We start from the raw sequence: 19,125 nt of genomic DNA, 5'->3' as shown, positions 1-19,125 counted from the left end.
ACGCGAGCGGCGCTACTCCTCCCCCGTGCAGGCCTCCTCGTAGAAGTCCAGATTCTCCTGGAGGGACTGGCGCGACTTCATCAGCCGGTCCCGCTCGGCCGCCTCCACCTGTACGGGTACGACGTCGCAGGCGCCGGTGAGGCGCCGGAATCCGCCCCGGGACTCCAGGCGGCCGTGGACCCGGATGGGCAGGCCGACGAGGTGGGCGTGGCCCGCGGTCCGGTACGCCTCCTCGTCCAGCGTCATCCGGATGTGCGGGACGTCGGCGCCCGCGATGACCTGCAGCCGCACCGTCCCCTCCCCGCACGGACCGGTCCTGCGCAACCGGACGACGGTGCCGGTGACGCGGACGGCGACGGCGGGCTCGGCGTTCAGGTACCGGTGGCCGGCCGCCCGCAGCACGTCCAGGTCGCCGGGGGAGAACTCGACGGGCGCGTCTCCGTCCGTGCACTCCTCGGGGACCCCGGCGGCGGGCGCCCAGGCGACGCCGACGCGGGCGCCCTCGGTGCCGCGCACCAGGGCGACGACCGCCTCGGTCAGCTCGTGGCTGACGCCTGCCTCGACGGCACCGTCGAAGGCGTCCATGCCGCCGGTGGCCCGCCGGTAGTCGACGGCCTCGCGGACCGCGTACAGGGCCTGGTGCAGCCGGACGGCGAGCGCGCGTCCGGCGGCGACGGGCACGAACGCGGTGAGCCGGCGGCCGTCGGGCGCGGCCTGCACCAGCACGTCGTCCAGGGCCGCCGCGGCCGCTCCGCGGTGCCGGGCGCCGTAGTACCCGGCGCGCTCACGTGCGGCGAGCGCCCCCGCGAGCAGCATCCGCCGCGCGGCGGAGCGCAGCTGTTCCTCGACGGTCCAGGCGGACGCGCCCGCCGGCCCCTCGGGGACATCACGCCACCAGCGGATCTCGTCGCTGGGCACGGCGAGCGAGACGAGGACCTCCCGGGCGGACGGGGTGCCGCTGCGCTCGAGCGCGGTCAGCGCTTCGCTCAGCAGTTCCTCGCTGTCGGGGAAGGCGCGGCTCTCCGGCACGAGCAGGCTGGTCCGCTCGCCGGTGCCGGGCAGCGTCCAGCGGGCGTACCGGCCCGGGGCGCCGCCGCGCCGCCGCCAGCCGTGCCGGTCGAGGAGGGCGCCGAGGACGACCGGGTCGACCAGGCCCGGATCGGGTCCGGCGACGTCGACGGGGCGGGCGCGGACCACGCCGAGGGACCGTACGGGCCTGTCGGCCGAGCGGTGCTGCATTTCCGTCACTCCCATCCGGGACGGCCGGTCAGGGCCGCCCGCCCGTCCCGACGCGGGTCATGATCTCGCACAGCGCGCGGTCGTCGAAGATCCGTGTGGTCGGCACGCGCACGGTGGTCCGGCGCCGGCCGGTGACCGGGTGGCCGGCGAGGTTGGTCCAGTAGCAGCAGTGCCGCAGGTCGAGCCGGTCGTGCCCGGCGCGCAGCCAGTCGTCCTGGGAGCGCGGTACGAGCATCACGACAAGGATCTTGTGCACGGACACCGGCGTTCTGGCGAGCTTCTCCAGGTGCGCGTTGTCGAGCGTGAAGGAGAAGGCGGGGCCCGGTGGATCGGGCGGTATCTGGTACGTCGCCTTGAGCTGCACCTTGATGGTGACCTCGTCGTCGACCGTGTGCCCGGGGGCGCTGTGGCTGACGTGCCAGTCGATGCCGTTGTCCGGGAAGGGCTGCGAGAGCGAGCAACCGGCGGCCGCGGCCACGGCGTGCAGATAGCCCACCTGGAGCGTCTCCATGCAGGCGGTGGTGGCGAGTGTGCCGCGCGGCGGTGCGTTCCGCTCGGGCAGCAGCCCGCCCTGTTCGGGCTGCGCGAGCGCCATGGTGCGACTGGCCTTTCGACGTGGTGAATCCCCGTGGTGGAACTCCGCGGCAAAGCGCGCGGAATTCAAGGAACCGATCAAGGACAGGTCAATGGAACCCCGCTGAACTGCCATGACTCGTAACTGTGTTGTCACCGCTCCGCGTACGACGCAAACGGCCCGGGTATCACCGGAACGGGCGGCGGGCGCAATTCGACGGGACGTCAGCTGCCGGATTCCGACGAGGAGTTGCATTGTCATGACGTGCTGGTACGAGGGCCCACTCGCCGCCTTCGACACGGAGACGACCGGGGTGGACGTGGAGAGCGACCGCATCGTGTCGGCCGCGCTCGTGGTACAGGACGCGCCGGGCACGCGGCCGCGGGTGACGCGGTGGCTGGTCAATCCGGGGGTGCCGGTGCCGCCCGGGGCGACGGAGGTGCACGGCCTGACCGACCTCCACCTGCAGCGCAACGGACGCTGGCCGGCACCGGTGATGGAGGAGATAGGCCACGAGCTGGCGGACCAGGCGGCGGCGGGACGCCCCGTGGTCATCATGAACGCGCCGTTCGACCTGACCATGCTCGACCGCGAGTTGAAGCGCCACCGCGCCTCGTCGCTGGCCCGTTATCTGGGCGACGCGGCCCTGTGCGTCCTGGATCCGCGCGTGCTCGACAAGCATCTGGACCGCTACCGCAAGGGCCGCCGTACGCTGACGGACCTGTGCGCGCACTACGAGGTCGAGCTCGCGGAGGCGCACGACGCGGCGGCGGACGCGCTGGCGGCGCTCGATGTCGTGCGCGCGGTGGGCCGGCGCTTCGCGGCCCGCCTTGAACGCCTCTCCGTCAATGAGCTGCACGCACTGCAGACGTTCTGGCACGCGGCGCAGGCGCGCGGTCTCCAGGCGTGGTTCGCGCGCAGCGGGAACCCGGAGGTGGTCGACACGGCGTGGCCCCTGCGGCCGGAACTTCCGGCGGCGGCCTGATCACCGCTCCGCGGAACTCACGGCGGCGGCCTGATCGTTCCCCCGCTGGGGGCCCGACAGGCAGAAACGAAAAACCGGCCCGTCGACTGACGGACCGGCCTTCTCCGGGTGGGCGATACTGGGTTCGAACCAGTGACCTCTTCGGTGTGAACGAAGCGCTCTCCCACTGAGCTAATCGCCCGGGAACGGGTTGAACCATACAGGGCGCGGCGGGCTGTGTTCAAACCGGTCGCAGGTGGGCGCGCAGACCGCGCCGGCCGCCGCGCATCATCCACGCGTGGTTGGCGAGGAAGACGGGCCTGCCGGGCAGGGCGAAGCGCCGCATCAGTGGCAGGCGCACCTCGACGCGCTGCTCGTAGACGACGCGGGTGCCGTGCCCCCGCGCGGCCAGCGTCCACCGGGCCCAGCCCGCGAGATCCCCGTCCATCGCGACCTCCAGGACTCCGGCGGCCGGGTCGCGCCGCTGTTCGCGCGCCGTGACCGTGAGCTCGTAGGGCAGGAAGGACCGGAAGACGGCGACGCCGCTGGTGTCGTCCAGCGGCGTCACCGAGCGCACCTGCGGCCACCAGCCCGGGTACTCCTCGGCGCGCTCCAGGACCGCGAAGACGGCGGCCGGTGGCGCGGGCACGTCCCAGACGCTGCGGAAGCGGTACCGGCTCAGGGGGCTGAAGTCCATGCCCCCGAGTCTGCCCGCAAAACCGCGCGTTCGGGGGGCTGCGTCAGGGCGTCTTGTCCGGCATCCGGTCCCCGACGAGGGCCAGGTTCTCGATGGCGGCGAGGCCGTACAGGGCGGTGTCGTTGGTGTAGACCCAGTTGGCCTCGGTGCCCGCGACGAGCGTGAGCGGGCCGCCGACCCTCTCGGTCTTCCAGGGCGAGGACTCGGTGTACCCGTCGCTGTTGTAGAACTTCTCCCACGCGCGCGTGGCGAGCCCCGCGTCGCCGGTGCGCACGGCGGCGTACGCGTCGAGCCGTGAGTGCCCCTGGAAGAGGATCAGGGAGCCGAAGTCGGTCCCGTACCTGGCCGCCTGTTCGGTCTTGGTGGCGTTGAAGTAGCGGCAGTAGTCGTAGTACGCCTCCTCGAAGGCGGGCATGTCGACGAGGTCGATCAGCTCGGCGCACAGCTCGTTGAGGCCGAAGACGGCCGACAGGTGCGAGACGCCGACGACCGGTTTCTCGGCGATGGCGAACTTCCCGGTGTCGAGGTCGTAGAGCCCGCTGCCCTGGACGAACCCGTTGGGCTGCGCGGCGATCGTCTCCATCGTCGACAGGACGCGTGACCTGGCCTTCTCCCATGTGGGGCCGCGCCGTTCCCATTCGGTGAGCCAGGCCGAGACGAGGCCGCTCCAGTCGGTGCCGAAGCCGATGGACAGGGCGTGCGGGTCGGGCTGGTAGTCGGGGTCGGGGCGGACTTTGCGCTGCGGGTCGAGGACGAGGAACGTCTCGTCGGAGTCGACGTTGGCGTGCATGAGGTCGCCGACGCGTTCGTCGCCGGTGAGGAAGTAGTAGTAGCGGCGGTACGTGGTGTTGGCGATGCGCTGCTGCTTGGCGGAGTCGGCGTAGTGCTGGACGCCGTGGCGGGTGCCGAGCCCGGCCCACTTGCCGAGGTGGTAGACGTCGACCTCGCCGGTGTGCCGGGTCATGGCCTCGGCGAAGCGGAAGATGTCGGCGCGGCCGCTGCGCAGGTAGGCGAACCAGAGCCACAGGTCGGGCGAGAGTTCGGAGTTGTCCCAGGCGTAGCCGCCGACGTCGTAGCGCCACTGGTGGCGGGCGGGGTCGTAGGAGTGCATGACGTCGCCGTAGTCCCAGAAGCCGTACCAGCGCCGCATCTCCACCTGGTCCTTGTAGTAGGTGAAGAGGAAGTCGAGGTGGTCCTCGATCCTGGCCTTCGCGGGGGTGGAGCGGTCGGGCTCGGAGTAGAGCCCGGGGCCGAAGACGCCCGCCTCGATGAGCTGCTTCGGCGGTGCGGCGAGCTGCGGCAGGACGCGGACGGCCTCGGCCTGCCGGGCGAGCGCCTCGGGCGCCGGGGTGGCCGCGTTGGCCCAGAACAGCAGTTCGCTGGTGCGGGCGATGCCGTACGGGGTGCCGAAGCCGGGCTCGTAGTCCTCGTAGGTGATGTTGAGCCCTTCGAGCTGTTCGGCGTACGTGTCCTGGCCCAGGCCGTCGTGGTAGAAGCGCAGGTCCATGGGCTGGGCCTCGGGCGACCAGAGCCAGAGGGTGACCTCGGCCTCGTCGGTGTGGGCGTCGCGGATGTCGAGCCCGGCCGGGTGTTTCTCCCAGAAGTCGCGCAGGCCGAAGGAGAGGCCGCCGCTGGGCCCGCCGACGTAGCCGAATCCGCTGGCCCGGCGGCCACCCCCGGCTCCGATCCACCCGTGGCCCTTCTTCGTGCGCTTGCGCAGGGTGAAGCCGTCGGCGGAGAGCTGGGAGAGGGTGTAGTCGCCCCAGTGCGGGATGTACTGGAGCCGGGTGGTGACGCGCTGGTCCCAGGTCGCGGGGTCGGGCAGTCTCTCGCCCGCGAACTGCGCCGCCTGGACGGCCGCGCCCGGGTCGCGGCGCAGCCCGGTGATGCCCTGGACGGCCTCGCGGAGCAGCCCGGTGTCCTCGCCGCCGATGCGGATGTGCCGGTCGTACGCGGCGTCGCGCATCGGCACGGTGAAGCGGACGCCGAGCCCGCGGATGAAGTCGCCGGACGCCTTGCCGGGCTCCTGCGTGCCGTCGAAGGTGATCGTGTGCACCATGCGGAACGACTCGGCGCCCGCGTAGAAGTAGAACCGCACGGAGAACGGCAGCCAGCTCCGGTTCCCCTTGCGGTGCTTGCCGTCTACGCGGACGACGGCTCGGACAGGGCCGTCCTGCTCGACCTTCGTCTCCTCGACGACGCTCTCGAACCGCTCGTACTTCTGGGTCCCCTGGTCGCCGTCCTCGATCTCGCCCTGTCGCAGCAGGACGAGCCGCCCGTCCTTGGCGATCTCGGTGGAGCCGCGTACGACGGACTTGACGAGGGTGGAGCCGCTCTTGCCGAGCTCGGTGACGACCACGCCGGTGTCGACGGTGACGACGCCGCCCTTCGTCGCGACGCTGACCTTCTTCTCGGGCGCGGCGGCGTCCCCGGCGGTGAGAGTCAGCTTCCCGGCCGCGGCCCCCGGGCCGACGGCGTGCGCGGTCCACTTCAGCGAACCGTCCGGCCACTGGGCCAGCGGCCAGGTCTGCACGGGTACCTGCCTGCCGTCGGCGTCCGTCAGCGCGAACTCCTGCCCCTTCTCGTACGTGCCCTTCGGCCAGGGCACGCCGACGGTGGAGCCGGGCGCTGCGCCGAGCCCGCCGTCCTCCAGCCAGCCGAGGGTGACGGGCTCGGGCCCGGCCGCCGGGGCGTTCGGCGCGGCCTGCGCCTCCTTGCCGCCGAGGGCCCAGCTGAACTGGGCGGCAGCGCCCGCGACGGCGGCGGCCTTGAGGAGGGATCTGCGGGGAATGGGGGACATCGACGTTCCTTTCCGTGCATGCCAAAGGTGCTGTACGAGAAGGGGTTGTTCTTTGAAGCGGGCTCAGCGGGCCCGTTCCTCCACGGCGACGGCAGCCGCCGCGAGGACGCCGAGCACGGGCACGGCGAGCGGCGGAAGGAATCCGGCGCACAGGATGACGACGGCGAGGCCGCACACGAGGAGGAGCGACCCGGCGGGGCCCCGTACGGTGCGTCGGGCCGCGGCGGCCAGGAGGGGCCGCCAGCGCGCCTCGGGCGTCCATACCGCGGCGGCGCGCAGCACGGTGACGGCGGCGCCGAGCAGCGCGAACACGCCGACCGCTGCCGCGAGTCGGCCGCCGGGGAGGCCGGACCGCGCGACCCGCAGGTCGATCCAGACGGCCGCCCAGGCTCCAACCCCCGCGAGCCCGACGAGCCACCCCCGCCGCGCCGCTTGCCGCCAGTCCGCGATGAACTCGCGCCGGCCGCCGACGTGCGAGCCGAGGTGGCGGCGCAGATGCCGGGAGCCCGCCGCGAAGGCGGCCGGCGCGGTGACCACGGGCACGGACGCGAGCGCGATCCACACCCCGGTGAGCAGGCACTCGGCGAAGACCCCGAATCCGGCGCGGCGCCGGGACTCGACCGGCGGCGCGGCCCTCATCCCTTGAGCCCGGAGGTCGCCATGCCGTCGATCAGGTAGCGCTGGAAGGCGAGGAAGAAAGCGATGACGGGGATCAGCGCCACCATCGACATGGCGATCATGCCGCCGTAGTTGGAGATGCCTTCCTGGTCGCGGAACATCATCAGGCCGAGCGAGACGGTGTATTTGGACGGGCTGTTGAGGTAGATCAGCGGGCCCATGAAGTCGTTCCACGCGTTGATGAAGGTGAAGATGGCGCTGGTGATGATCGCGGGGCGGCTCAGCGGCAGCACGATCGACCAGTAGGTGCGCAGGTGCCCGCAGCCGTCGAGCTTGGCGGCCTCGTCCAGCTCCTTCGGCAGCCCGCGCATGAACTGCACCATGAGGAAGACGAAGAACGCCTCGGTGGCGAGGAACTTGCCCGCGACGAGCGGCACGAGCGTGTCGATGTAGCCGAGGTTGCGGAACAGTACGTACTGCGGGATGAGCAGCACGTGGTACGGCAGGAGCAGTGTGCCGATCATGAGCGTGAAGAGCAGGTTCCGCCCGGCGAACCGGATCTTGGCGAAGGCGTACGCGGTCAGCGAGCTGGAGAGCACGACGCCGACGACGGCGAGGACCGCGTACATCAGCGAGTTGACGAAGAAGCTGCTGACGGAAATGCCGGAGATGCCGTCGGCGAGCCCGGAGAAGTTCGACCAGACCGGTTTCACGGGGAGCAGGTCGAGGCTGCCGACGATGTCCTTGCTGGGTTTGACGGACGCGCCGGCCACCCAGATCACGGGGTAGAGGACGACGGCGAGCACGACGAGCGCTCCCACGTGCCAGACGACGGAGCCGGTGCGCCGCCGCTCCCCCGGGGAGCGGACGACAGGACTGGTGGCGCTGGTCACTTGGCGGCCTCCGTGCTGTGCGTGTCGTCGTCGTAGTGCACCCACTTCTTCTGCGACCAGAACAGGACCGCCGTGACGAGCGCGACCGCGATCACGAGCGTCCAGGCCATCGCGGAGGCGAAGCCCATCTGGGACTCCTTGAAGCCCTTCTGGTAGAGGTAGCAGGTGTAGACGAGGGTGGCGTCGGCCGGTCCGCAGCGGGTGTCGGAGACGACGTAGGCGGAGCCGAACACCTGGAAGGCGTGGATCGACTCGAGCAGGACGTTGAAGAAGAGCACCGGGGAGATCATCGGCAGGGTGATGTTCCAGAACCGGCGCAGCGGCCCGGCCCCGTCGACCTCGGCGGCCTCGTACAGCTCCTGCGGGACCTGCTTGAGCCCGGCCAGGAAGATGACCATGGGTGCGCCGAACTGCCAGATGGAGAGGGCGACCAGGGCGTAGAGGACGTAGTCGGGGTTGCCGATCCAGCCGCCCACGTCGAGGCCGAAGACCTTCTGCGTACGGTCCACGACGGCGTCGTCGGAGAAGAGCGCCCGCCACACGAAGCCGACGGAGACGCTGGCGCCGATGAGCGAGGGCAGGTAGAACGCGGCGCGGTACAGGGCCTGGCCGCGTCGTTTCTGCGCGAGCAGCAGGGCGACGCCGAGTGCGAGCAGCAGTTTCAGCGGCGTGGCGACGACCACGTACTTGAGGGTGACCTGCACGGACTTCTGCCAGCGCGGGTCCTGGAACATGGTCGTGAAGTTGTCGAGCCCCACCCACTGTGGCGGGGTGAAGAGGTTGTAGCTGGTGAAGGCGTAGTAGAGCGAGGCGATCATGGGTCCCGCGGTGAGCAGCAGGAACCCGGCGAGCCACGGCGACATGAAGAGATAGCCGGCGAGGTTCTCGCGGCGCCGCCCGCGGCGCCCGGGGGCGGGCGCGGCGGACCGGCCCGTCCCCAGGGTCGCGGGGGCTTCCTTGACGAGCGTCATGCGTTACGTCCCCTCGCTCAGCCCGCGAACGCGGCCTCGGCCTCGCCGAAGAACTGCTTCGCCGCGGCGGCCGGTTTGTTCTTGCCCTGGGCGACCTCGCCGCCGATGCGCAGGAACGCGGCCTCGATGACGTCGGCGCCCGACGGGTGTGGGGTGATCTTGCCGAGGACTCCGGCCGCGGAGACCTCGTCCTCGTAGGCCGCGACGCCCTTGTTGTTGGCGTCGTCGGGCTTGTAGGCGTCGTACTGCTCGGTGGTGGCGAGGAGGCCGCGGTCGTAGCCCATGATCTTGCCGACCTCGGGGTCGTGGACCATGAAGTCGATGAACTGGGCCGCTTCCGCGGGGTGCTTGGTGCCGGTGAAGGCGCTGAGCATGAGTGAGCCGAGGTACTGGCCGGTGTCCTTGCCGTCGGTGGTGGGGATCGGGGCGAGCCCGTAGTCGGAGTCGCCCTCGCCCTCGTAGCGGATGGAGAAGTTGTCCCAGGTGAATTCGGAGGCGGCGAGCCCGGCGGAGAGGCCGGACTTGGGCTTGGCCTGCTCGATCTTCTTCGGGTCGGCGACGAGGCCGGATTTCACGCGCTTGTAGCCGTCCTCCCACCACTGCGTCAGATCGGCCTCGGTGAAGCCGAGTTCCTTGTCGGTGAAGAAGGCCTTGCCGTTCTGGCGCAGGTAGAGGTCGTAGAGGTACATGATGCTGAAGTAGCCGGTGTCGCCGGATATCTTCTGGGTGTCCTGGATCTTCTGGAGCGCGTCGAAGTAGTCGTCCCAGGTCCAGCCCATCTCGGGCGAAATACCCGCTTTCTTGAAGACTTTCAGGTCGACGACGAGCGACATGGTGTTGGCGCCGACGGGTACGCCGAGTTGCTTGCCGTCGACCTGACCGGCCGTCAATACGCCGTTGCGGAAGTTCTTGAGACTCAGTTTTCCGGCGTCCGCCTGCGACTTCAGATCCATGAGGACGCCGCGCTTGTCGTACTTGCGCAGAAAGGCCACCGAATTCTGGAACACATCCGGCGGATTCCCGCCGGACGCCTGCGTCTGGAACTTCTCCCAGAACGATTCGTAGTCGGTGAATTCGGGCTTGATCTTGATCTTCGGGTACTTCTTCTCGAAGAGCGCGATCGTCTTCTTGATCGCGATCGTCCGCGGCTCGCCGCCCCACCACGCGTACCGAAGGGTGACGGGGCCGTCGCCCGACCCGCTTCCGCCACCACAGCCGGCCGCCGTGAGGCCGAGCGCCGCGAGCGACCCTCCCGCGACCTTCAGCAGTCCACGCCGGTCAAAATCCCTGTCAGTAGGCACAGTTCGCCCCTCCACCCGCTGGGTCGATTCGTATTGAATCGTTTTAGGTAAGCGCTTGCCGGGCCAAGGTAGAGACAGGTCGTGGACGCGTCAACGGTTCGGGCAAGAATTGCGTCGAAGCGCTTCGAACGAGCCAGTCGCGGCGACGCGGCGACGGCGGGAACGCCGAAGGCCCCGGAGACTCGATGTCTCCGGGGCCTTCGGTCCGGGTGGGCGATACTGGGTTCGAACCAGTGACCTCTTCGGTGTGAACGAAGCGCTCTCCCACTGAGCTAATCGCCCGGGCGCAGGAAGAACATTACCCCATGTCAGAGGGTGCCTGGCACCACCCTGCGCCCCGCCGTCACGCCGACGTCACTGCTTGATGTTCCACGGCATCTCGAGGCCGAACTTCCACACGTAGATCCCCACCAGGACGGCGATGATCACCAGGCCGACCGTGGTCAGGATGATGTTGCGGCGGCGCACCTTCGGATCGAGCGCCCGCTGCGTCGCCTCCGTGACCTTGCGCTTCGTCCAGCGCAGCACCAGCTGGGCCCAGACGAACTCCGTCGCCCAGATCGCCATGCCGCCGAAGATCACCAGCCAGCCGGGCCCCGGCAGGGGCAGCATCACGATGCCCGCGCCCACGACCGCGAGCCCCACAACGAAGACGCCCACCTGCCAGCTCAGATGCAGCGTCCGGCTCCGCTGGATGAACCCCGGCGCCCGCGAGCCCAGGGGCTTCGCCTCCGGCGTCCCCGACGCGTCCGACGTGCCCTCATCGACCCCGGCGACCCGGCCGGCCGCCTCGTCACTCCCCGTATTCATGGTGCCAAACCTACCGGACCCATTCATGTCACCGGAATGGCCGTTACTCAGCGGATAAGACTCGGCCGTACGAGCTACCTAAAGCAGCCCAAAACACTCAGAGGGGTTTACAACGGCACCGTAGGTGGCATGTCGATTTCGCCGACGTGCGAATCCCCGAGCGCACACTGAGCGAAAGGCCCTGGCGCTTATGAACACCACGGTCAGCTGCGAGCTGCACCTGCGCCTCGTTGTGTCGAGCGAGTCCTCACTGCCTGTACCCGCAGGACTGCGGTATGACACGGCCGATCCCTATGCCGTGCACGCCACTTTCCACACCGGAGCCGAGGAGACGGTCGAGTGGGTTTTCGCCCGCGATCTCCTCGCCGAAGGCCTTCACCGGCCGACCGGCACCGGCGACGTCCGAGTCTGGCCGTCCCGCAGCCACGGTCAGGGCGTTGTCTGCATCGCCCTGAGCTCTCCGGAGGGCGAGGCTCTGCTCGAGGCCCCGGCGCGGGCCCTGGAGTCGTTCCTGAAGCGGACCGACGCCGCTGTGCCGCCTGGCACGGAGCATCGTCATTTCGATCTCGATCAGGAGCTCTCGCACATTCTCGCGGAAAGCTAGCCGCGCGGGAGGTTCGCGTCGGCAGCCGGCCGCCGCGAGCAGAGCGAGGGCACCTCACGCCGTCCACTCGGGGAGACGGCGCGTCCGCACACGTGCACGACAACCGCATAGGTCAGACATCGGCGTCGCCGCCGTGGGAGTCTCCACGGAGGCGGCGCCGACGCGCGTCATCGCGCGGGCCGGGCGGCTCGCGGCGGACCGGTGCGCGCCTCCGCCCGAGGCCCCGACCGTCCGGGTTCCCCCGGCCCCGGAGGCGCTAGGCTCGGCCAGCACCGGCGGGTGTGGGCCCGCCCTCCAGGGCAGGGAGCTAATCGTGCTGATCACCCATGACACCCGGTGTGCGCTCGACACCGTGGTCGATCTGGTGAACACCGCACCGGACAGCCACACCGGCTCCGGCGGGACCGACAGCCTCGCGAGTGTGCCGGCTCTGGCGGACTTCGTGGCGAAGCACGACATCAGCGACGTGGAGGTGGGGGTGCTCGCGGAGCGTGACCTCGGCTCCGTACGCGCCATACGGGCCCAGTTCGCCCAGGTGTTCGCGGCCCCGGATCCGCGCGGCGCGGCGACGGTGATCAACGACCTGGTCGCGGCCGCCGGCACCACGCCCCGCCTCACGGACCACGACGGCTACGACTGGCACGTGCACTACTTCGCGCCCGGCGCCTCCGTCGCCGACCACCTGGCCGCCGACTGCGGCATGGCGCTGGCCTTCTTCGTGGTCGCGGGCGAGCAGGAACGGCTGCGCCGCTGCGAGGCCCCCGACTGCCGGTACGCGTTCGTGGACCTGTCCCGCAACCGCTCCCGCCGCTACTGCGACAGCCGCACCTGCGGGAACCGGCTGCATGTGGCCGCCTATCGCGCGCGCCGCAAGGAAGCCGCGGGCTGAGCCTCCTCGAAGGCGGGTTCAGAGCAGCAGCAGATCGTGCAGGGCGGCCAGCAGGAGCAGGGAGCCGATGACCCCCAGGAAGATCATCAGGGGTGGCTGGGAGAGGGCGAAGAGGCACCCTCGCTGATTCTGGGTCGGTACGGGTGTGGGCGGCGCGGTCGCACTGCGCGGCGGCGTCTGCCCCTGTTCGGCGTCGAGCTGGTCGGCCAGCTGCGGTGGTTCCAACATCTCGCCGTGATGATGGCGCAGGTCACCACCGGAACCTCGCCAACGAGCCCCGCCGCGGCGGGAGTTCGCCGGATTACGTGACCCCCGACCGGGCACCTGCGCGAAAAGTCCGGTGCTTGTCGTACGTACGTCCAGTCGTACGAGCCAACCAGCACGGCCTGCCGGACCGGGCGCCAGGTGCCGGGCCTCAGATGCCAGGCCTCAGATGCCGGGCCTCGAGTTGCCGGGCCTCAGATGCCGTGCTTCTTAAGGATCGCCTCGATGTCGCTGAAGTCGTCCGCCCCACCGGCCGTCGACTTCTCCTTCCGCCTCGGCTGAGCGGCCTGCGCGGGCGCGGTCCGCGCTCCGCCGCCGAGGGACGGGGCCGACGCCGCCGGGGCCACGGCCTCGCGCCGGGCCGCCTTCGCCGCCGCCCTGCGCTCCTTGCGCGTGCCGCCGCCGCGCCGCTCGACCGCCCGTGTCCCCACGAACATCAGCCAGGCCGCGCCGAGCACCCCGAAACCGGCCCACGCGGTGGGGCTGAACGCGGTGTCCACGACCCAGCCGACCGCGCCGGTCATCACCAGACCCAGCGGGACCAGCGAGTAGGCGGCGAGGCGGGCCGCCGTGAGGAACCGCTTGCGGTACGCGGTGACCGCGGCGATACCCAGACCCGCCACGGCTACGGCGGAGCAGACGGTCTCGGCAATCATCCGGTCCTCCTGGGCTCGGGCGTTTCGTACGTGTGCGGGACGCTGCGTCCCCTTCCATCCTGCACCGCCGGGGCGGCCCGGGGCCACGGGCGGGGCGGACCTCAGGGACATCTCGGGGTCGCCCCTCCTCCGCAGGTCCAGGTTGGGGCCGCCGGCCCACGCCTGGAAGACTGGCCCCATGAACGCCCCGAACCCCATCCTTGACGTGTGGTGCGAGCTGCAGTGCCCCGACTGCCGCTCGGCCCTGGACGACGTACGCGCGCTGCGTGAGCGCTACGGCGACCGCCTCGAACTGCGGCTGCGCCACTTCCCGCTGGAGAAGCACAAGCACGCCTTCGCGGGCGCCCAGGCCGCCGAGGAGGCGTTCGAGCAGGGCAAGGGGTGGCCCTACGTGGAGGCGGTGCTCGGCCGGGTCGAGGAGTTCGACCGCGTGGGCGAATCGTTCCTGGTCGACGTGGGGCGGGAACTCGGCCTGGACGCCGAGGAGTTCGACACCGCGCTGGTAGACGGCCGGCACATCCTGATCGTCGACGCCGACCAGGCCGAGGGCAAGGCGATCGGCGTGACGGGCACACCGACGTACGTCATCGGCGGTGAACGCCTCGACGGCGGCAAGAGCCAGGACGGGCTGCGCGAGCGCATCGAGGAGATCGCCGACCGCCTCCTCGCCGAGCACCCGTAGACGGGCCCGGTCGCCGTCAGAGCAGCTGCTTGTACACGTGGTGCACCGTCGCCGCGTAGCCCAGTGACTCGTACAGGCGCTGTGCCGTGGTGTTCCCCGCGAACACGTTGAGGCCGATGCGCGTGGCGCCCGCCGCCAGCGAGTCGGCCTCGGCGAGCAGCATCAGGGAGCGGCCGTGGCCCCGGCCGCGATGGGCGGGGCCGACCTCGATGTCGTAGACGTACGCGCCGTCGCCGCGCTGTGCCAGCCACAGGGTGCCCACGCTCTGCCCGTCCTGTTCCAGGACGCTGAGCAGGACGTCCGGTGTGGCCACGCCCTCGGGCAGCAGGGCCGCGTGGTCGCGGTCGGCCTTCTGCCTGGCCTCCTTCTCGGAGGCTCCGCGCTCCATCACCGTGCGCGCGTACTGCTCCTTGCCGTGCGCCAGCCACGGCCCGAACTCGGCCTCCGTCATCCGGCGCCCGACACTGCCCGCCGGGAGCGCCGGAGGCCGGCCGGGCAGCGCCTTCGCCATGTTCCGGTTGCGCTCCACGTAGCCGAGCGCGGCGGCGAGGCGGAGCAGTCCGGCCTGGTGGGCGGGGACCGACGCCTCGATGCGGCGGCAGTTCCAGGAGCGGGCCACTTCTTCGGCGGCGAGCGCGGCGACGGTGCCGCGCCCGCGCCCACGGTCCGGCTCGTCGACGCTCAGGTCGAGGACCTGGGCGACCGACGGGCCGTACACGGGGTGCGTGGCGAGGTGGAGCGTGCCGACGGGACGGCTGTTCACGCACACCGCGTAGTGGCGCGAGCGCGATCCGTCGACCGTGCGCTGGAGCGGCTCGGTCGGCCGCAGGGTCGTGGTCATCAGGGCTGTTCTACCCGCCCGTACGCCCGGGACCCCAGCGCTTTACAGCTGCGGCTCAGGGGTCCAGGTGGTCGGCGGCCCGCTCGTCCCAGACGCGCATCGCCTTCGCCGTGACCGGGCCCGGCGCGCCCGGCAGGCCGCGGTCGTCGACGCGGTGCACGGCCTGGATGTCGCGCAGCGTCGAGGTCAGGAAGATCTCGTCGGCCTCCGAGAGCACCTCGAGCGGGAGGTCCGTCTCCTTGGCGCCGGTCCACTCGACGGCGAGGGCGCGCGTGATGCCCGCCAGACAGCCGGAGGCGACCGGCGGGGTGTGGATCTCGCCGTCCAGGACGACGAAGACGTTCGACCCGGTGCCCTCGCACAGCCGGCCGATCGTGTTGGCGAACAGCGCCTCGGAGGCACCGCGTTCACGCGCGCGTGCCAGGGCGACGACGTTCTCCGCGTACGAGGTGGTCTTCAGGCCCGCGAGGGCGCCGCGCTCGTTGCGCGTCCAGGGCACGGTGATCACGGCGGTGGTGTCGGGGCGCCGGGAGACCTCGCCGAGCGCGACGACGAGCGTGGTGCCGCTCTCCCCGCGGTCGGAGCCGAGCGGGGAGAGGCCGCCGGTGTAGGTGATCCGCAGGCGGCCGAGCGCCATCGGGTTGGCGTCGAGGACGGCGGCGCAGGCGCGGCGCACCTCGTCGAGGTCGGGCTCGGGCAGCCCGAGGCCGCGCGCCGAGCGGGTCAGCCGGTCCAGATGGCGGGTGAGCGCGAACGGCTCGCCGTCGACCGCCTTCACCGTCTCGAAGATGCCGTCACCCACGGTGAGCCCGTGGTCGAACACGGAGACCCGCGCCTCCTCGGTCTCCCGCAGCCTGCCGTCGAGCCAGATCTTCACGTGAGGTCCCTCCACCTTTTCCGGGCGCGGCCCGGCCGTTCCCGGGCTCCGAAGCCTTCGTCCGCCCGGCACCCCCTACGAGTGCCCCTCCGACGCTACCGCCAGCAGCCGCGACGCCTTCAGCTCGGTCTCGCGCCACTCCCCCTCCGGGTCCGAGCCCCAGGTGATACCGGCGCCGGTGCCGAAGCGCAGGACCGCGTCCGTGCCCGTACGGTCGATCCAGAACGTACGGATGCCGACGGCCAGTTGCCCGGTGCCCCGGTCCGCGTCGACCCAGCCGACGCCGCCGCAGTACGGGCCGCGCGGCGCGGTCTCGAGCTCGTCGATGATGCGCAGGGCGCTGGATTTCGGGGCGCCGGTCACGGAGCCGGGCGGGAAGGTGGCGTCGAGCAGGCCGGCCCATCCCGCGCCCTCGCGCAGTTCGCCGCGGACCAGCGACACCAGGTGGACGAGGCCGGGGTGCTTCTCGACGACACACAGGTCGGGGACGGTCACGGTGCCGGGCGCGCAGACGCGGCCCAGGTCGTTGCGGACCAGGTCCACGATCATCACGTTCTCCGTGAAGTCCTTCTCCAGGAGGTCCGCCTCGGTCCGCCCGGTCCCCTTGATGGGGCCGGACTCGACGAGCGTGCCCCGGCGGCGCAGGAACAGCTCGGGCGAGGCCGTCGCGATCTCCACCCCGTGGCCGGGCAGCCGGATCGTGCCCGCGTACGGCGCCGGGTTCCCGCGGGCGAGGAGGGCGGTGAGCGCGTCCACGTCCGCGTCGGCGCCGATCGGTGCGGACAGCACGCGGCAGAGGTTGGCCTGGTAGACCTCGCCGGTCGCGATGCGGTCCCGGATGCGCCGCACGCCTTCCGTGTACGCGGCGTGGTCGAGGGACGACGTCCAGTCCGCGGGCGCGGGGCCGCGCCAGGCGCCCGGGCGCGGGGCGGGCACCGGTATCTCCCGCACGTCGTCGAAGCGGGCGCAGACCAGGCGCCCCTCGAAGTCGGCGGCCACCGCCCAGAAGCCGGTGGACTCCAGAGCCGCGGGGTCGCCGGTCACGTCGCGCAGACCGGTCGCGAGGAGTTCGCCGAAGCGGGCGAGAGGGGGGAGGTCGATCACGCTTCCGAGTCTAGAAGGAGCCGGTCCGGGTGACGGCGCGGTGACCTGGAGTGGGACCTTGAGTGCAGGACGCGCGCTCGCTCCGGGGTCGCTCCGGTGGCCGCCCGGGTGATCGCTCACGGGGTCGCTCCGGTCGTCGCACGGTCGTCGCACCTCAGCACGCTGCGCAAACGCGTTTTTGTACTGGCCCAGGAATCCGCTAGAGTTCAACACGTCGCCGGGACGCGCAAGCGAATCGGAAAGACACGCGAACGTAGCTCAGTTGGTAGAGCGCAACCTTGCCAAGGTTGAGGTCGCCGGTTCGAACCCGGTCGTTCGCTCGATGTGGGGGATCTTCCCGAACCCCTACGCTCCTGGTGGAGTGGCCGAGAGGCGAGGCAACGGCCTGCAAAGCCGTCTACACGGGTTCAAATCCCGTCTCCACCTCCATGCGCGATTAGCTCAGCGGGAGAGCGCTTCCCTGACACGGAAGAGGTCACTGGTTCAATCCCAGTATCGCGCACTGGATCTTCGGACTCCGGTTCGTCGTCGATCCGTCCCGCGCGATTAGCTCAGCGGGAGAGCGCTTCCCTGACACGGAAGAGGTCACTGGTTCAATCCCAGTATCGCGCACGCAGTACCTGGCAGTACCCCCTGCGGAGCCTGATAGAGTCTGGCCCGTTCCCGCGCGATTAGCTCAGCGGGAGAGCGCTTCCCTGACACGGAAGAGGTCACTGGTTCAATCCCAGTATCGCGCACCAGCAAGAAGCCCCCGGCCGTGACGCCGGGGGCTTTTTCGTGCTTGCGCAAGCTGCTCTTCTCCTCCTGAGAAAGCCGCTTGCTCAAGCCGCTTTCTCAGGAGGAGAAGAGCATCCGGCCGAAGCCGCCCTTGTGACGGCCCTGGTGCCCGTAGTGGCCGCCGTGCCCGCCGTGCTGTGGCGCGCCCCAGGCCGGGGCGGGGGCGGCCGGGTAGGCCTGCGGCGGAGCCGGCGGGGCCTGCTGCTGCCACTGCGACTCCAGACGCGTCAGCGACTCCAGCTCGCCGTAGTCGAGGAATATCCCGCGGCAACCGCTGCACTGCTCGATCTGGACGCCGTTGCGGTTGTACGTCTGCATCGGTGCGTGACACTTGGGACACTGCATGATCGGGTCAACTCCTCGCCGTTCGGTACTGCTTCGCCGGAACACTGCCCGGCTTCCGTCCTGGGCACCCTACTTGGCGGCGTCGTGACCCAACTGGGTCGGTACCCGCACCATTCGGTCACAGGCGTCGACGACGGCCACCTCCACCTCGTCCAGCGGGCGGCCCGCCTCGACGGCCTTCGTGATGGCGAGGGCGGCGGTCTGCACGGTCAGGGCGCGCGCGGGGACGTCGAGCGCGGGCCAGGGGTCCGGGCCGCTCAGCTGGGGGGCGCCGCCCGCGCGTCGGTAGGCGGCGTGGAAGCGGGCCCAGTCCTCGGCGGGCAGCAGGCCGCATGCGAACCAGGCCGCCGGTCGCGCCAGGTCCCAGGCCGGGTCGCCGACCCCCAGATCGTCCACGTCGATGAGCAGCCATGGCCCCGAACCGGCCGGGCTGCGGACCAGCTGGCCGAGGTGCAGGTCGCCGTGGCAGAGCGCGCGGGCATGCGCGTACGAGGCTTCGGCGCGGGCCCACGGCGGAAGCGTGCGCCAGGCCCTCCGGGCGGGGGCCGCGGCGGGGTGGTCCGGGGCGGTGGCCCGCAGCCTGGCCAGAGCGCGGGCCGCCTTGGCCGGACCCCGCATCCAGGGGAGCGCGTCCGGCAGCCGGTGTACGGGCGTCGCGTGCAGCCGCGCCAGCAGCCCGGCGGCGGCTTCCCAGGGGGCGTCCTCCGGACGGTCCGGGTCGACGGGTGTGCCGTGCGGCCAGAACGTGACGAGCCGCCCGTGCGTGGTCGCTGCCGCTGGGCGCAGGGGTGGCAGGAGGACGCCGTCCAGCTCCGGGTGCGCGGCCACCGCCAGCCGCACCGCCAGCTCCCCCGGGTCCGTGTCACCCGCATGCGCCTTGGCCACCACGTCCCCGTGCCGGACAACGGTCCCATCGACCCGGTCGGCGAGCGTCCCCGCGCCGCACACGCACGCCGCCGTCTTTCGATGCAGCACCCGCCGAGCCGAGTCCTGAAGCGCGGACGCGCTGAACGTGTTCACGGGGTCGAGCGTACGGGGAGGGTCGAGCCGGGGTCGGCGAGTACCGGGCGCCGCGCGCGCGGGTGGCGTTGCGGCCGAGCTGGCGGGGCGGCCCGCCGACTCCGATCCCGGCCGCGGTCCGGCCCGAGGCCGAGCGGCCGCGCCCGCCAGCGCGCTGGACCCTGCGCCTCAGCGCGGCCGGGCCCGCGCCAGCACAGCG

General features: G+C 71.3%; 20 protein-coding genes and 7 tRNA genes. 9 read left to right on the top strand and 18 right to left on the bottom strand.

The features are described from left to right. Window positions 1–12: 12 nt before the first annotated feature. The gene (locus ACH4RC_RS23150; RefSeq protein WP_398203931.1) at window positions 13–1,239 is read right to left on the bottom strand and encodes a hypothetical protein; all 1,227 of its coding nucleotides are present in this window, start codon (window positions 1,237–1,239) and stop codon (window positions 13–15) included. A 28-nt stretch (window positions 1,240–1,267) separates the two neighbouring features. Further along, complete coding sequence (locus ACH4RC_RS23145; protein ID WP_398203928.1) at window positions 1,268–1,834, bottom strand: DUF4365 domain-containing protein; 567 nt, start codon at window positions 1,832–1,834, stop codon at window positions 1,268–1,270. Window positions 1,835–2,072: 238 nt separating this feature from the next. On the opposite strand from ACH4RC_RS23145, the gene ACH4RC_RS23140 reads away from it, so the two are divergent. Then, entirely contained in the window at window positions 2,073–2,798 is a 726-nt protein-coding gene (locus ACH4RC_RS23140; RefSeq protein ID WP_398203926.1) for a 3'-5' exonuclease, read from the top strand. Window positions 2,799–2,907: 109 nt separating this feature from the next. Here the strand turns inward: ACH4RC_RS23140 and ACH4RC_RS23135 are convergent. From ACH4RC_RS23135 to ACH4RC_RS23095, 9 genes are all read right to left on the bottom strand, one after another. Continuing rightward, a tRNA-Val gene (locus tag ACH4RC_RS23135) sits at window positions 2,908–2,979 on the bottom strand. 39 nt (window positions 2,980–3,018) lie between these two features. Further along, window positions 3,019–3,474, bottom strand: a complete 456-nt coding sequence (locus ACH4RC_RS23130) for an SRPBCC family protein (protein WP_398203923.1) — start codon at window positions 3,472–3,474, stop codon at window positions 3,019–3,021. A 43-nt stretch (window positions 3,475–3,517) separates the two neighbouring features. Then, complete coding sequence (locus ACH4RC_RS23125) at window positions 3,518–6,274, bottom strand: Tat pathway signal sequence domain protein (RefSeq protein WP_398203920.1); 2,757 nt, start codon at window positions 6,272–6,274, stop codon at window positions 3,518–3,520. A 63-nt stretch (window positions 6,275–6,337) separates the two neighbouring features. After that, window positions 6,338–6,913 carry a hypothetical protein gene (locus ACH4RC_RS23120; protein ID WP_398203917.1) on the bottom strand — a complete coding sequence of 192 codons (576 nt, stop codon included), beginning with the start codon at window positions 6,911–6,913 and terminating at the stop codon, window positions 6,338–6,340. After that, complete coding sequence (locus tag ACH4RC_RS23115) at window positions 6,910–7,785, bottom strand: carbohydrate ABC transporter permease (protein WP_398203914.1); 876 nt, start codon at window positions 7,783–7,785, stop codon at window positions 6,910–6,912. Before ACH4RC_RS23115 ends, ACH4RC_RS23120 begins: the two co-directional genes overlap by 4 nt. After that, window positions 7,782–8,756: a carbohydrate ABC transporter permease gene (locus tag ACH4RC_RS23110; protein WP_398203911.1), complete on the bottom strand. Its 975-nt coding sequence runs from the start codon at window positions 8,754–8,756 to the stop codon at window positions 7,782–7,784. Before ACH4RC_RS23110 ends, ACH4RC_RS23115 begins: the two co-directional genes overlap by 4 nt. Before the next feature lie 17 nt (window positions 8,757–8,773). Next, window positions 8,774–10,057: an ABC transporter substrate-binding protein gene (locus ACH4RC_RS23105; protein WP_398203908.1), complete on the bottom strand. Its 1,284-nt coding sequence runs from the start codon at window positions 10,055–10,057 to the stop codon at window positions 8,774–8,776. Between the two features lie 210 nt (window positions 10,058–10,267). Then, window positions 10,268–10,339 (bottom strand) — tRNA-Val (locus ACH4RC_RS23100). A gap of 72 nt (window positions 10,340–10,411) precedes the next feature. Further along, window positions 10,412–10,867, bottom strand: coding sequence for a TIGR02611 family protein (locus ACH4RC_RS23095; protein WP_398203905.1), 456 nt, complete (start codon window positions 10,865–10,867; stop codon window positions 10,412–10,414). A 190-nt stretch (window positions 10,868–11,057) separates the two neighbouring features. On the opposite strand from ACH4RC_RS23095, the gene ACH4RC_RS23090 reads away from it, so the two are divergent. Both ACH4RC_RS23090 and ACH4RC_RS23085 read left to right on the top strand, forming a co-directional pair. Continuing rightward, on the top strand, window positions 11,058–11,471 hold the full coding sequence (locus ACH4RC_RS23090) for an SsgA family sporulation/cell division regulator (RefSeq protein WP_004002642.1): 414 nt from the start codon (window positions 11,058–11,060) through the stop codon (window positions 11,469–11,471). A gap of 313 nt (window positions 11,472–11,784) precedes the next feature. Next, the gene (locus ACH4RC_RS23085; RefSeq protein WP_398203903.1) at window positions 11,785–12,360 is read left to right on the top strand and encodes a CGNR zinc finger domain-containing protein; all 576 of its coding nucleotides are present in this window, start codon (window positions 11,785–11,787) and stop codon (window positions 12,358–12,360) included. 18 nt (window positions 12,361–12,378) lie between these two features. Here ACH4RC_RS23085 and ACH4RC_RS23080 read toward each other — a convergent pair whose 3' ends face one another. Both ACH4RC_RS23080 and ACH4RC_RS23075 read right to left on the bottom strand, forming a co-directional pair. Continuing rightward, window positions 12,379–12,588 (bottom strand): hypothetical protein, encoded by a 210-nt coding sequence (locus ACH4RC_RS23080; RefSeq protein ID WP_398203900.1) that lies wholly within the window; start codon window positions 12,586–12,588, stop codon window positions 12,379–12,381. A 230-nt stretch (window positions 12,589–12,818) separates the two neighbouring features. Then, window positions 12,819–13,280, bottom strand: a complete 462-nt coding sequence (locus ACH4RC_RS23075; RefSeq protein WP_398203898.1) for a hypothetical protein — start codon at window positions 13,278–13,280, stop codon at window positions 12,819–12,821. A gap of 178 nt (window positions 13,281–13,458) precedes the next feature. Between ACH4RC_RS23075 and ACH4RC_RS23070 the strand changes: the two genes are divergently transcribed. After that, window positions 13,459–13,962: a DsbA family protein gene (locus ACH4RC_RS23070; protein ID WP_398203897.1), complete on the top strand. Its 504-nt coding sequence runs from the start codon at window positions 13,459–13,461 to the stop codon at window positions 13,960–13,962. A gap of 16 nt (window positions 13,963–13,978) precedes the next feature. Here the strand turns inward: ACH4RC_RS23070 and ACH4RC_RS23065 are convergent, their stop codons facing one another. From ACH4RC_RS23065 to ACH4RC_RS23055, 3 genes are all read right to left on the bottom strand, one after another. Beyond that, a complete protein-coding gene (locus tag ACH4RC_RS23065; RefSeq protein WP_398203895.1) occupies window positions 13,979–14,803 on the bottom strand; it encodes a GNAT family N-acetyltransferase in 825 nt (274 codons plus the stop codon). 55 nt (window positions 14,804–14,858) lie between these two features. Continuing rightward, a complete protein-coding gene (locus ACH4RC_RS23060; RefSeq protein ID WP_398203893.1) occupies window positions 14,859–15,680 on the bottom strand; it encodes an aminotransferase class IV in 822 nt (273 codons plus the stop codon). Window positions 15,681–15,755: 75 nt separating this feature from the next. After that, a complete protein-coding gene (locus ACH4RC_RS23055) occupies window positions 15,756–16,784 on the bottom strand; it encodes a chorismate-binding protein (protein ID WP_398203891.1) in 1,029 nt (342 codons plus the stop codon). 247 nt (window positions 16,785–17,031) lie between these two features. Between ACH4RC_RS23055 and ACH4RC_RS23050 the strand changes: the two genes are divergently transcribed. The 5 genes from ACH4RC_RS23050 to ACH4RC_RS23030 all read left to right on the top strand — a co-directional run bounded on the left by ACH4RC_RS23050 (window position 17,032) and on the right by ACH4RC_RS23030 (window position 17,524). Next, a tRNA-Gly gene (locus ACH4RC_RS23050) sits at window positions 17,032–17,104 on the top strand. 35 nt (window positions 17,105–17,139) lie between these two features. Continuing rightward, window positions 17,140–17,213, top strand: a tRNA-Cys gene (locus ACH4RC_RS23045). Window position 17,214: 1 nt separating this feature from the next. Further along, window positions 17,215–17,286: transfer RNA gene (locus tag ACH4RC_RS23040), tRNA-Val, on the top strand. 38 nt (window positions 17,287–17,324) lie between these two features. After that, window positions 17,325–17,396 (top strand) — tRNA-Val (locus tag ACH4RC_RS23035). A 53-nt stretch (window positions 17,397–17,449) separates the two neighbouring features. After that, window positions 17,450–17,524 (top strand) — tRNA-Val (locus ACH4RC_RS23030). Between the two features lie 94 nt (window positions 17,525–17,618). On the opposite strand, the gene ACH4RC_RS23025 is transcribed toward ACH4RC_RS23030, so the two are convergent. Next, entirely contained in the window at window positions 17,619–17,906 is a 288-nt protein-coding gene (locus ACH4RC_RS23025) for a zf-TFIIB domain-containing protein (RefSeq protein WP_398203889.1), read from the bottom strand. Between the two features lie 69 nt (window positions 17,907–17,975). Then, window positions 17,976–18,926: a phosphotransferase family protein gene (locus ACH4RC_RS23020; RefSeq protein WP_398203888.1), complete on the bottom strand. Its 951-nt coding sequence runs from the start codon at window positions 18,924–18,926 to the stop codon at window positions 17,976–17,978. Window positions 18,927–19,125: the final 199 nt, after the last annotated feature.

Origin of the sequence: Streptomyces sp. NPDC016845, from assembly GCF_044332585.1 — a bacterium.
In the GTDB taxonomy this organism is placed as follows: Bacteria; Actinomycetota; Actinomycetes; order Streptomycetales; family Streptomycetaceae; genus Streptomyces.
This window is presented reverse-complemented; position numbering and strand designations above follow the sequence as displayed.